Annotated in this window: 10 protein-coding genes and 1 tRNA gene; 8 read left to right on the top strand and 3 right to left on the bottom strand. The window is 33.3% G+C overall.

Features of this window, described 5'->3' with window-relative positions:
* Positions 1–21 precede the first annotated feature (21 nt).
* Positions 22–1,191, top strand: a complete 1,170-nt coding sequence (locus tag BUA98_RS04145; protein WP_072970343.1) for a SusE domain-containing protein — start codon at positions 22–24, stop codon at positions 1,189–1,191.
* Positions 1,192–1,393: 202 nt separating this feature from the next.
* Entirely contained in the window at positions 1,394–4,270 is a 2,877-nt protein-coding gene (locus BUA98_RS04150) for an alpha-amylase family glycosyl hydrolase (RefSeq protein ID WP_072970344.1), read from the top strand.
* Positions 4,271–4,370: 100 nt separating this feature from the next.
* Here the strand turns inward: BUA98_RS04150 and BUA98_RS04155 are convergent, their stop codons facing one another.
* The 3 genes from BUA98_RS04155 to BUA98_RS04165 form a co-directional block, all read right to left on the bottom strand.
* On the bottom strand, positions 4,371–4,595 hold the full coding sequence (locus BUA98_RS04155; RefSeq protein WP_072970345.1) for a DUF6814 family protein: 225 nt from the start codon (positions 4,593–4,595) through the stop codon (positions 4,371–4,373).
* Positions 4,596–4,609: 14 nt separating this feature from the next.
* Positions 4,610–6,106 carry an MFS transporter gene (locus tag BUA98_RS04160; RefSeq protein WP_072970346.1) on the bottom strand — a complete coding sequence of 499 codons (1,497 nt, stop codon included), beginning with the start codon at positions 6,104–6,106 and terminating at the stop codon, positions 4,610–4,612.
* 707 nt (positions 6,107–6,813) lie between these two features.
* A tRNA-Phe gene (locus tag BUA98_RS04165) sits at positions 6,814–6,886 on the bottom strand.
* 104 nt (positions 6,887–6,990) lie between these two features.
* On the opposite strand from BUA98_RS04165, the gene BUA98_RS04170 reads away from it, so the two are divergent.
* The 6 genes from BUA98_RS04170 to BUA98_RS04195 all read left to right on the top strand — a co-directional run bounded on the left by BUA98_RS04170 (position 6,991) and on the right by BUA98_RS04195 (position 13,223).
* A complete protein-coding gene (locus tag BUA98_RS04170) occupies positions 6,991–7,725 on the top strand; it encodes a type III pantothenate kinase (RefSeq protein ID WP_072970603.1) in 735 nt (244 codons plus the stop codon).
* Positions 7,718–8,947 carry a BamG family beta-barrel-assembly machinery protein gene (locus BUA98_RS04175; protein WP_072970347.1) on the top strand — a complete coding sequence of 410 codons (1,230 nt, stop codon included), beginning with the start codon at positions 7,718–7,720 and terminating at the stop codon, positions 8,945–8,947. The genes BUA98_RS04170 and BUA98_RS04175 overlap by 8 nt, the downstream gene beginning before the upstream one ends.
* 52 nt (positions 8,948–8,999) lie before the next feature.
* Positions 9,000–9,551 (top strand): LPS export ABC transporter periplasmic protein LptC, encoded by a 552-nt coding sequence (gene lptC / locus BUA98_RS04180; RefSeq protein ID WP_072970348.1) that lies wholly within the window; start codon positions 9,000–9,002, stop codon positions 9,549–9,551.
* Positions 9,552–9,558: 7 nt separating this feature from the next.
* On the top strand, positions 9,559–9,753 hold the full coding sequence (locus BUA98_RS04185; protein ID WP_072970349.1) for a hypothetical protein: 195 nt from the start codon (positions 9,559–9,561) through the stop codon (positions 9,751–9,753).
* Between the two features lie 2 nt (positions 9,754–9,755).
* Positions 9,756–11,015, top strand: a complete 1,260-nt coding sequence (locus tag BUA98_RS04190; protein WP_072970350.1) for a hemolysin family protein — start codon at positions 9,756–9,758, stop codon at positions 11,013–11,015.
* 108 nt (positions 11,016–11,123) lie between these two features.
* Positions 11,124–13,223, top strand: a complete 2,100-nt coding sequence (locus BUA98_RS04195) for a peptidylprolyl isomerase (protein ID WP_072970351.1) — start codon at positions 11,124–11,126, stop codon at positions 13,221–13,223.
* The last annotated feature ends 230 nt before the right edge of the window (positions 13,224–13,453 follow it).

A 13,453-nucleotide genomic window follows, 5' to 3' on the forward strand; every position in this document is an offset into this window, starting at 1 on the left:
AATATAAAAATATAAATCAAAATGAAAAAATTAACTTTTTTATTACTAGGACTACTTGCATTTACTATAACTTCATGTAGTGATGATGATCCGGATATCATTGTAAATGGTACAGAAAAAATAACAACATTGCCTGTTTTAGAAGCATTACCGGCACCAGCTGAATTTGTAGTTGAACAAGATTTTAACGAGGCTACTGAGGCGGGAACTTTTAAATGGTCAGCAGCAGAGTTAGAATATAATGGTCCAGTTTCTTATTACATTCAAATTGCTCCTGCTGGAAGTGATTTTTCTGATGCTGTAAATGTATTTGCTGAAAGTGTTTCAACACCTACAAAAAGCTTTACGTTTGGAGATTTAAACAGTGCGTTAACAAGATTGAATGCTACACTTGTAGCTAATGGAAAAGCATCTTTAGGATTTGGAGCTTTAGCAGAAGTTGATGTTAGAGTAAAAGCAATTGCTGATAAATCACAATCAATAGGATATTCTTTACCTCAATTAATGAAAATTAATGCTTTTGAAGATATTACTGTTATTGTTCCTAAATTATTCTTAGTTGGTGCTCCACAAGCTTATTATGGACAATCAGCATGGGATGAGAAAAACGGTATTGCTTTAAAATATATTGGAGACGGAACAACTAAACTTTTTGAAGGTTTTGTTAAAGTTGCTGCTGGAGAAGGATTCAAATTCACTGGTGACGGAAAAACATGGGATAATGGTAATTACGGTACTGATGGAGCTGTTGCAGCTGTTTCAGGAGGACAAGAATATGCTTTAACTAATTCAGGAGGAAGCAGTGATCTTAAAGTTGCTGAAGCTGATGGATCAGGATTGTATTATGTACGTGTTGACATGGATGCTATGAAAGTTAAAGTTATCAAAATGCAATGGGGTGTTATCGGTGCTGCTACTGCTGGCGGATGGAATGATGAAAGTGCAATGGGTTATGATTTTGCAACTAATAAATGGTCATACGCAGGAACAGATATTACACCTGGAGAAATGAAATTTAGATCTAGAAACACTGGTGTTTATATCAATGGAACTGATGGTGGATGGACATTCAACGTAGGTGATTTACTTTTTGTTGGTGATGGAGGAACAGGAGCTAACTTTAGTGTTACTGCTGGTGCAAAACCAACATTAATTGTAAATATTGATGGAACTGCGGTTGTTACATTGTAACTTATAAATGATATATTAAATAAAAAGGGCTATCAAATTTAGATAGCCCTTTTGTTTTTATAAGGAATAACCCTTAAAATTTAAATAAAGTTTTAAACACTACAACGTTTGCGAAGATAATTTCGAAAACGTTATAATTAAGATGTTTATTAATAAATTATCTTTATAATTATCCTATTTCGCATATCAAAAAGTTAAAATTATGAAAAAAACATTACTATTATTTTTCTTTTTATTATCAATTGTTGCAAATTCTCAGCAAATAACAGTTTCGCCAGCCGTATTTCAGGTTAATGAACCTATAACTATTACAGCTTCTTTTACTTCAAGTACATGTAATACAATGGGAAGTAGTCCTGCGAAGGTGTATATGCATTCGGGAATAGGAACTGAAGCGAATCCATGGCAGACCACGAAAGGAAATTGGGGTCTTGATGATGGAGTTGGAGTGATGACAAAAAACGGAAATGGTACTTGGAGTATTACAATTACACCAAGTGTATATTTTGGATTATCATCGGCTCAACAAACTGCGGCAACCAAAATGGGTCTTGTGTTCAGAAATGCAAACGGATCGCAAACATTAAAATTAGCGCCATCATGTACTGATTTTTTTCTTAATGTTGGTTCTTTTCAAGTAACATTGACTGCTCCTGCAGAAGATAGTAATACAATTGTTTCAAGTGGAGGGAGTTTTAATATTTCAGCTACAAATACAAATGGGGTTGCTACTTATACGCTAAAATCGAATGGAACGATAATTAATACAAGTGCAGGTGTTTCTTCATATACATTTAATCATACCAATATTATAGATAACCAAAGTTATGAATTGAATGTAACGCAAGGAGCAACAACAGTTACGAAAAAATTTAATGTAATTGTAAATCCAAATACTGTTTCTGAAGCTATGCCTTCAGGGTTGGTAGATGGAATTAATTACAATGCAACTGATGCTACAAAAGCAACTTTAGTTTTAGATGCGCCTTTAAAAGATTTTGTATACGTTGCCGGAAGTTTTAACAATTGGCAGCCTTCTTCGGCTTATGCGATGAAGAAGGATCCAACATCTGGGAAATTTTGGCTAGAATTAACGGGATTAGTTTCTGGAGAAAATAATACATATCAATATTGGGTAGTTGATGCAACTCCGCTTGCAAACTCTCCTTCAATGGTAAAAACGGCAGATCCTTATTCAACTTTGGTTTTGTCACCTTATGATGATGCTGGAATTCCTGCGGCTTCATATCCAAATATTCCAGTTTATCCGGCAGGGCAAAATTTTGAGGTTACAGTTCTTAAAACGGGACAAACTCCTTACAATTGGCAGGTAACAAATTTTACAAAACCAGAAAAAGATAAATTGGTTGTGTATGAAGTTTTAGTACGTGATTTTGATGCTGCAAGAAACTACCAAAGTTTAATTGATAAAATAGAATATTTTAAAACACTTAAAATAAATGCAATCGAACTAATGCCAGTAATGGAATTTGAGGGCAATGAGAGCTGGGGTTACAATACTTCGTTCCACATGGCTTTAGATAAATTTTACGGTACTTCTGATAAATTAAAAGAGCTTATCGATTTATGTCATCAAAACGGAATTGCAGTTATTCTAGACGTCGCTTTAAATCATGCTTTTGGAAGAAATCCGATGGTGAGAATGTGGATGAATGATGCTGATGGAGATGGTTTTGGTTCGCCAACAGCAGAAAATCCATATTTCAATACAGTAGCAAAACATAGTTATAGTGTTGGGGAGGATTTTAATCATCAATCGTTAAAAACGCAATATTATGTTGAGCGTGTGGTTAAGCAATGGATTGAAGAGTATAAAATTGATGGATTCCGTTGGGACTTAACTAAAGGGTTTACTCAGGTTTGTACAGCAGCAGATGAGGCTTGTACAAACAGATACCAACAAGATAGGGTTGATATTTTGAAAAAATATGCTGATTATTCCTGGAGTCTTGATCCTACACATTATACAATTTTCGAACATTTAGGATCTGATGCCGAAGAGCAGGAATGGGCAAACTACAAAATCGCTGAAACACCAAGTAAAGGTATTATGATGTGGGGTAAAATGACAGATCAATACAATCAATTGTCAATGGGGTACCCTACAGAGAATAATATTTCGAGAATGATGAGTTCGAGCCGTGGTTTTACAGCAAATCGTTTAATGGGTTATGCAGAAAGTCATGACGAGGAACGTTTGATGTATAAAAATGTACAATATGGAAATTCTTCAGGAACATATAATGTAAAAACATTGAATACGGCATTGTCAAGAATGTCTGCAATTGGAGCAGTTTCATTATTGATTCCAGGGCCAAAAATGATTTGGCATTTTGGTGAATTAGGTTGGGATGAATCTATTTTTACCTGTAAAGATGGAAGCGTAAATGATGCTTCGGGAACGCTTTCCGGCGATTGTAAATTAGATACGAAACCACAGCCACAATGGGCAGAAAATTGGTTAGGAAATACGAATCGAAATAAAATTTATTACGATTGGGCTAAAATGATTAATCTTAAAGTAACGGAGCCAGTATTTTTAGGTACCGCCACAATGGCGAATGCCAATACTTTAACGGTAAATGTAAAAATCACAAACAGTAATCTTGCTGTAACACAATTAAAAGACGTACTGATTCTGGCCAATTTTGATGTAACAGCAAAAAATGTAGCCACTGGTTTTCAATACACCGGGACATGGTATAATTTAATGGATAATACTTCTATGAATGTAACTGATGTTAACGCTACAATCAATTTAGCGCCGGGAGAATATAGAATTTATGGAAACAAAACAGCCAATCTGGCAATCCCGGAATTTGAAAAAGAGAATTCAGTTAATTTATATCCAAATCCGGTTTTAAATCATTTTACCTTAAATATTGCTCCGACAAAAGTACATGTTTATGCCATATCAGGCCAATTGGTAAAAAGCTTTTCTCCAAATGGAAATACAGATTTTCAATATGGTGTTAGCGAATTAAAAACAGGATTATATGTTGTAAAGGCAATAGATGAAAATAATAAAGTTCAGGTAATGAAATTTATTAAGAAATAAAATAAAAGTATTTCCTAATTAAGGAATGTTTGGTTAGTTTAGTAATGAGAAAGGGCTGTCAATTTTTTTGACAGCCCTTTCAATTTTAAGTTGATTTGGTTTATTTTTTCTGATCGTATTCTCCAATCATAGAAAAATAACCAAACGTTCCCAAGCCTAAAACGATTAATGGGGTGAGGATAAATAGGATAATAATTCCGAAGACCAAATCATCTTGTTTGTCTGATAAAAACTTGGGTAAGCCAAATTCAAACACACAAAAATAAGCAGCGGCAATGGAGAGTATAACCCACAAAACACCTAAAATTCTTTTAATTGTATTCATATTCTATGTAGGTATTAAAGGTGATTCGTTTTGTTTTTGTTGTCAATGTAAACCATTCCAATTACAAAGCATACTGATGCGATAATAATAGGATACCAAAGTCCATCAAGATAAAATTCAGGTTTTCCATTTGCTTTCGCATGTGTTACAAAGTAGGTTGAAATCGCAGGAAGCAAACCTCCAAAAATTCCATTTCCAACATGGTAAGGCAGCGACATCGAAGTGTATCTGATTTTTGTTGGGAACATTTCTACTAAAAATGCGGCAATTGGCCCATAAACCATTGTTACAAATAGTACCTGAATAAAAACCCAGAAAATTAATTTCCATTCATCTTCAGAATTTATTTTGATCGAAATAGTGCTTTGAGATTCTTTTTTATTCGCAAAATCTGTTTTCTTTTCTGTATACGAAGTTCCGTCTGTAAAGGTTTTAGAAATTGTTGTAATTATATCATTGTTTTTAGTTGTTTCAATATTTTTGCTTGTTTTTTCAACGATTTCAGTTTTGTAACTCACATTGGTGGTGTTGTACATTTCTTTGTAAATCGATCTGTAAGATAAAATCGCGAGTAACATTCCGAGCATCATAATATATTTTCTACCCACTTTATCGCTTAACCATCCAAAAACAATAAAAAATGGAGTTCCTATTAAAAGTGCAATCCCTAAAAGGCCATCCACTTGCGAAGAATCTACATTCATAACGGTTTTCATAAAGCTCATGGCGTAAAATTGCCCTGTATACCAAACAACTCCTTGTCCCATTGTAGCGCCAAAAAGAGCCAATAAAACAAATTTTAAATTATATCTGTTTCCGAAGCTTTCTTTTAAGGGATTTGCACTTGTTGTTCCTTCTTTTTTGGCTTTTGCAAATACAGGAGATTCATCCATGTTTTTTCGAATCAAATAAGAAACGCCAACCATAACGATAGAAACCCAAAACGGAACACGCCATCCCCAATTATCGAAGTCTTCTGCTGAAAGAATATTTTTAGTCGCCAATATGACCATTAAAGAGATAAATAAACCAACAGTTGCAGTGGTTTGAATCCAGGAAGTCCAATATCCTTTTTCTCCAGCAGGCGCATGCTCTGCAACATAAGTCGCTGCACCACCATATTCGCCACCAAGCGCAAGTCCTTGTAATAAACGTAAAATTAAAACTAATAAAGGAGCTAAAAAACCTATAGTTTCATAACTAGGAATACATCCTATTAAAAAGGTAGAGCCACCCATTAATAATAAGGTAGCCATAAAAGTATATTTTCTTCCAATAATGTCCCCAAGTCTTCCAAAAAACAAGGCTCCAAAAGGGCGGACTACAAATCCTGCAGCAAAAGTCGCTAAAGTCGATAAAAATGCAGCTGTTGGATTGTCACTGGGAAAGAATTTGGTTGAAATAACAACAGCCAAACTGCCAAAAATATAGAAATCATACCATTCAATCATAGTTCCCATTGAGGAAGCCGAAATCACTTTCCAAATGCCTTTAGTAGAAGTTTTACTCATAAAATGCTATGTATTTTTAATAAGAAATAAAAAATTAATGTATGATTTTACGAATATATAAGATATTTTTTTATTTAGTTAATACTTTTTTAACAAAAACAGCTTAATTGTTGACTTTACACTTTTTAGTAGTATTTAAGTTTCAAACCGAGCAAATTTAACTGAAAGGAACGTTAAGATTTGCGAAAAGGGCGCTATGTTTTTCTGCAAAAATTAAAATGGATTTTACATAACCAAGACATAGCCAACGGTTTCAACAGTTGGGACTCGTATGTAAATAGATAGAATACATGTATTAATATGTGTACCAGAATTCGTTCGTCAATACCCACAAGGTTGAAACTTGTGCTATAATTGAAATGTATTAATTGGAATTTGGAATTTAAAAAAAATGAAATTTAACCTTGCGATCCTTTTGCGTAAATCTTAGCTTTCCTAGCGGTTAAGTTTATTGGAATATGGAGTTTTTTATTTACGAATGCCATAGAAACACAGAGTTGACAAAGGCAGATCAGTACAAAGCTTTGCGAACTTTATAAAGATACTGCAAACACAGCAGAAAAAAGACTTGCGCGCTTTGCGTAAATCTTAACGTTCCTTGCGGTTAGGTCGAATTGGAATTTGGAATTTAAAAAATTGGAATTTCAAAATTTCCCTCAAAGTATTAAAAACAAAAAACCCGAATATTTCTATTCGGGTTTTAAACGTGGTACCTCCAGGGATCGAACCAGGGACACATGGATTTTCAGTCCATTGCTCTACCATCTGAGCTAAGGTACCGTGTTGTGCTCATTGCGGGTGCAAAGATAGAATCATTTTTCGTTTATCCAAAACATTTTTTTAAAAAAATCAATTCGTATCTTCGCCTTGATAAAAAAACAAACATGATTTTAACGGTTGATGTAGGAAACACTCGAATTAAAGCAGCTGTCTTTGAGGGGAGTACTGTTCTTGAAAATTTTGTTTTTGAGAAAAATAAACTCGAAAAAAAAATTAAAATAATTTTAGAAAAATTTCAAAACTGCACCGATTTGGTTGTTGCTTCAGTCGGAAACATCGAAAAACAGTCTTTTTTAACATTCGAAGATCAGTTAAAAATTCATTTTTTAACACATGAAGATATTTTTCCTTTCATAAATAAATATGCAACACCAAAAACATTAGGAATTGATCGAATGGTTTTAGCGGCCGGAGCTACTTTACAATTCCCAAAACAAAATAGATTAGTAATTGATGCCGGAACTTGCATAACCTATGATTTTATCGACGAAAATGATAATTATCTTGGTGGAGCGATCTCACCTGGCTTGCGATTGCGTTATGAAGCATTACATAATTACACGGCTAAACTGCCTTTGTTGGCCTTAGATGCTCCTGAGTCTTATATTGGTAACTCTACTAAAGAAGCGATTCATTCCGGAGTAGTCAACGGGTTCGTCTATGAGATTGATGGTTTTATCGATGAATATCGGGAGAACTTTTCAAATTTTATAATAATTTTAACGGGAGGTGATGCAGAATTTTTGGCTAAACGATTAAAAAATACCATATTTGCCAATTCAAATTTCCTTCTGGAAAGTTTGAACCAAACATTTCAATATAAAATCGACAATGATTAAAAAAATTATAATAAGTGCTTGTTTACTTATCTCGTTCGTTTCATTTGCTCAACAAGGTACAGCTTCTCCTTATTCTTTTTACGGAATTGGTGACGCAAGATTTAAAGGGACACTCGAAAATCGATCTATGGGTGGGGTATCAGTAGAACAAGATAGTATTCACTTGAATATTGATAATCCTTCAAGTTATGCTAGTTTAATGCAGACTACATTTACAGTTGGAGGAAGTTTTGGAACATCTACATTAAAGAGTAGTGATGAATCAGCCAAAGCACAAAGAGCTACTTTTGATTATTTAGCATTGGGAATCCCGATGGGTAAATTTGGAGCTGCTTTTGGTTTGATTCCATTGTCTTCTGTTGGATATAAAATTTTAAATAACAATACTGATGTCACTGGTGCAACAAATACTCAGTACGAAGGAAAAGGAGGGGTCAATAAGGTATTCTTTGGTTTAGGATATAAAATTTTACCAAATTGGAATATTGGAGCTGATGCACAATATAATTTTGGACAAATTACTACAACGAGTGTTGAGGGAATTACAGACGTTGCAAGTGCAACGCGTGAAACAAATCAATCTGAGTTGTCTGGTTTAAATTTTAATCTTGGTACGATGTATCAGAGAAAGATTTACAAGAAAATGAGTTTGTTTACTAGTTTGAGCTATACTTTTGCAAGTACTTTAAAATCTAGTAATGAGAGAATTATTTCAGTTTCTGGAGATCCTGATCCTTATGAATATCCGTCAACAGAAACGGATTTGAAATTACCAAACAAATTAACGATTGGTGTTGGTGTTGGACAAGCAAGAAAATGGTTAGTAGGTACTACGTTAGCTTTTCAGGGCGATGGGCGATATGCGAATTACTATAACTCTAGTGATGATGTGCGTTACGAGAAATATTCTAAATATGCAGTTGGTGGTTATTATATTCCAAATTATACGTCGTTTTCAAGTTACTTTAGTAGAATTACCTATAGAGCCGGTTTGAAATATGAAAAAATTGGTTTAATAATTAATAATCAATCAATTAATGATGTCGGAATGACATTGGGGGCTGGTTTTCCAATTACCGGACAATTTTCAAATGTGAATTTAGGTCTTGAATTTGGTAAAAGAGGAACTACGGCTGCTGGCTTAATTCAGGAAAATTACTTCAACTTTAGTTTAAGCTTCTCTTTTAACGACAGATGGTTCGTGAAAAGTAAATTCAACTAAACATAAGCTTTTATGTTTTTTTAAGCTCATTACAATTTACTACATTTGGCAAATGAATTTACCAAAGAAATATATTATAAACGCTGTCACAGTTCTTGCTGTGACACTGTTTTTTGGATGCGAAAGTAATTTTAAGGAAGTTCAAAAGATTAACTTTTCAGAATTTGTTCCAGGAAGTGATGCTGATACAGTTAACATAAAATATACAGATTCCGGACGCATTACAGGAGTGCTTATAAGTCGAAAAATGCTGGATTATTCTAATCTTGAATTTCCATTTACTGAATTCCCAAAAGGAATTGATGTTACACTGTATGATAAAAAACAAAAGCGTACTTTTATAAAAGCAAATTATGCTGTTTCTTATAAGCAAACAGGTATTATAGATTTGCAGGGAAAAGTAAAAATCACTTCAGAAACAGGTCAGATGCTCGAAACAGAACAGCTGTATTTTGATCAGAAAAACGAATGGTTTTACACGGAAAGAAAATTCAAACTTACCGATGCTAAAGGAGTGTCAAACGGTCAGGGAATTGATTTTAGTAAAGATTTTAAGGTGATAAATTCACAACGAATAACAGGCGAATTAGAGGCCAACGAATAAAATAATTATGGGTTACTTAAAATATACACAATACGTTTATATCGCATTTGCGGTTTACTTTATTTACGATGGAATCATCAAGCTAAATGAAGGTAGTGAAAATTATGCTTTGAGCTTTATAATTGCCGGAATGGCAGTTTTTATGTTTTTCTTCAGGAGAAAATTTGTCAAGAAATTTGATGATCGTAATAAAAAACAGTAAAAATGGAAATTAGTATTATAATACTTTGTTTAATACTATCAGCCTTTTTTTCAGGAATGGAAATAGCCTTTATTTCCTCGAACAAAATTTATCTTGGGATAGAAAAAAAACAAGATAATTTTGCGTCTCAAATTCTAACGAAACTTACCGAAAATCCCTCAAAATTTATTGCCGCAATGCTAATTGGTAACAATGTTGCCTTGGTAATTTATGGTTTTTTTATGGGTGATGTAGTTTTAAGATGTATCACCAAGTTAGGTTATCATTTTTCAGATATAACTAGTTTGTTGATTCAGACTGTTATTTCAACCTTTATAGTTTTAATTACGGCGGAGTTTCTTCCGAAAGTTTTTTTTCAGATCTATGCCAATTCATTAATTAAGATTTTGGCTGTTCCTGCTTATTTGTTTTATAGATTATTTTATTACATCTCTACTTTTTTTATCTGGATTTCTGACTTTGTTTTGAGAAAATTTTTTAAAACAGAAGGAGATCAGGTGCAATTGTATTTTAGTAAAGTGGAGCTGGGAAATTATATCACCGAACAAATGAATTCAGTTGAAGATGATGACGAAGTGGATTCTGAAATTCAGATTTTTCAAAATGCTCTGGAGTTTTCAGGTGTAAAAGCGCGTGATATTATGACGCCACGGACAGAAATTGTTGATATTGATTTGTTTGACAGTATTTCAGATTTAAAAGCGCTTTTCATAGAAACAGGCTATTCTAAAATCGTAGTAAGTCAAAACTCCCTTGATGATATTGTGGGATATGTGCATTCATTTGATTTGTTTAAAAAGCCAAAAACAATTAAATCAGTTTTGATGACAGTGGAGTTTGTTCCTGAAACTATTTTGATAAAAGATGCTTTAAACATCTTGATTAAAAAGAGAAAAAATGTTGCCGTTGTTTTAGATGAATATGGAGGGACTTCCGGAATTGTTACAATAGAGGATATTGTGGAGGAGCTCTTTGGGGAAATTGAAGATGAGCATGATTTAGATGAAGAACTAATTGAGCAGGAATTGGGTGAGGGTAAGTATTTGTTTTCTACAAGATTAGATGTGGAATATTTGAATGAGACTTATAAACTGATGATTCCTGAAGAAGACTCCTACGGTACTCTTGGAGGTTTTATTGTCAATTTTACCAAGGAAATTCCTCAGAAAGGCGAAGAAATTGTAATAGATCAGTATCATTTTGTGATAGAAGAAGCTACAAATAAGAAAATTGAATTAGTAAAAATGACTATAAAAGAGTGATTTCTTTTATTAATTAAAAAAATTGTGCAAAATAAATTGCTAGTTGTATTGTTATTAACTAGATAATTGTATTTTCGCAAACTGAATATAAAATTAACGATAATAAAAATGGCAGTTTTAGCAAAAATTAGACAGCGTTCCGCTTTATTGATAGGAGTTATTGCACTTGCATTATTTGCATTTATAATACAAGATCTAATCGGTAAAGGGACATTTAGTCAAAGTTCAAAGGATGTGGGAAGCATCGACGGAAAAGATATTTCATTTGAAGACTTTAGAATTAAAGTTAGTAATGTTGAAAAAAGTGGGCAAGGGATAACTTCCACTGAAGCTGCAAACAGAGTTTGGGATCAAGAAGTTTCAATCGCATTATTATCAGCTCAGTTTGATAAATTAGGATTGAGAGTTGGTGAAAAACACTTACTTGAAGTTTTGAAAGCTGATCCTAACATTGGAAAAAACCCGATGTTCTTAAATGCAGCAGGTATGTTTGATGTTGTGAAATTTAAAGAGTATTTCAAAACAAATCCTGAAGCAGCACAATATATTTCTGAAAAAGAAAAAGATGCTGAATTAAACGCAAAATATCAAATTTACAACACTTTAGTTAAATCTGGACTTTACACAACTGCTAGTGAAGGAAAGTTGAAATACGAAATGGAAGCTAACAAAGTAAACTTTGCTTATGCTGGTGCATTGTATTCTTCTATTAAAGATAGTGAAGTTAAAATTTCGGATGATGAAATTGTTGATTATATGAAGAAAAACGAGAAGAAATTCAAAGCGGATGAAACTCGTGAAATTCAATATGTTTTAGTTGAAGACAAAGCTTCAAAAGAAGATGAAGCTGAAATTAAAGCTAAAATCACTGGATTATTAAACGGAAGCGTTGTTTACAATGCTAAGACTGGTAAAAATGATACTTTGGCTGGTTTTAGAAATGCAACTAACGTAGCTGAATTTGTAAACGCAAATTCTGATGTTCCTTACGATTCTACTTATGTACCTAAAAATAGCTTGCCTGCGGTAGACGCTGATAAATTATTCAGCTTACCAGCCGGTGCAATTTACGGACCTTATGTTTTTGGAAGATACTATGCTATCTCTAAATCTTTAGGATTTAAAGCTGGAGTAAACGCAAAAGCTAGTCATATCTTAATTGGTTACGAAGGATCTCAAACTCCAAACCAAAAAGAAAAAAGAACTAAAGAAGAGGCTAAAGCTAAAGCTGAAGAAATTTTAGCTCAGGTTCAGGCTAATCCTGATAGCTTCATGATGTTGGCTTTTACAAGTTCTGATGATTCATCTGCACAACAAGGTGGTGATTTAGGATATTTTGGTCCAAACCAAATGGTAAAACCTTTCAATGATTTTGTATTCAGTAACGGAATTGGAAAAGTTGGTTTGGTAGAAACTCCTTTTGGATTTCACATTATTAAAATCACTGATAAACAAGACGGAATTCGTTTAGCTACAATTGCTCAAAAAATTGAGCCATCTGAAGCTACTTCTGATAAAGTATTTACATTGGCGACTAAATTTGAAATGGATGCTGCTGATAAAGATTTTGCTGCTACAGCAAAAGAATTAGGTTTAAAAGTTGCTGCTCCGGTTACTGCAAAAGCTATGGATGAAGCGTTTGGTCCATTAGGAAACCAACGTAACATCGTAAGATGGGCATTTGATAAAGAAACTAGTATTGGAGATGTAAAACGTTTTGAATTGGCTAATATTGGTCACGTAATTGCTCAGTATAAAAGTGAAAACAAATCTGGTTTAGTATCTGTAACTTTAGCTAGACCATATGTTGAACCAATCTTGAAAAACAAGAAAAAAGCTGAAATGTTAAAAGCTAAAATGACAGGATCAAGCCTTGAAGCTATTGCTAAAAGTGCTGGTGTAGCTGTTCAACAAGCCACAAACGTTACTATGGATAATCCAGTTTTACCTGGTGGAGTTGGACAAGAGCCAAAAGTTGTTGGAAATGCGTTTGCTTTAACTGCAAACAAACTTTCTGCTCCAATTGAAGGTAATACTGGTGTATATGTTGTAAAAAATATCAGTACTGTAAAAGCTCCGGCAATTGCTAACCATGCAGAATATGTTGCTAAAGTAAAAGCTCAAAGCGCATCTGATGGAAGCAGAATTTTACCAGCTTTGAAAAACAGTGCTAAAATAGAAGATAACAGACTGCAATTTAACTACTAATATTTAGTATTTAATTATCATATGAAACCCGAAACATTTTAATGTTTCGGGTTTTTTGATTTTATATGTTATTAGTATCATTACTTTTATTTTTTTGTTTAATTATATAGGAATAATCGAAATATAATTTGAAAAATTTGTGATTTTAAAAATTTAACAGTTAATTTGCTCGAATTTTCGTTTTAGGAAATTAGATTTGATTTAATGAATGTTAACTAAAATGTGTGGAA

Origin of the sequence: Flavobacterium saccharophilum (assembly GCF_900142735.1) — a bacterium.
In the GTDB taxonomy this organism is placed as follows: domain Bacteria; phylum Bacteroidota; class Bacteroidia; order Flavobacteriales; family Flavobacteriaceae; genus Flavobacterium; species Flavobacterium saccharophilum.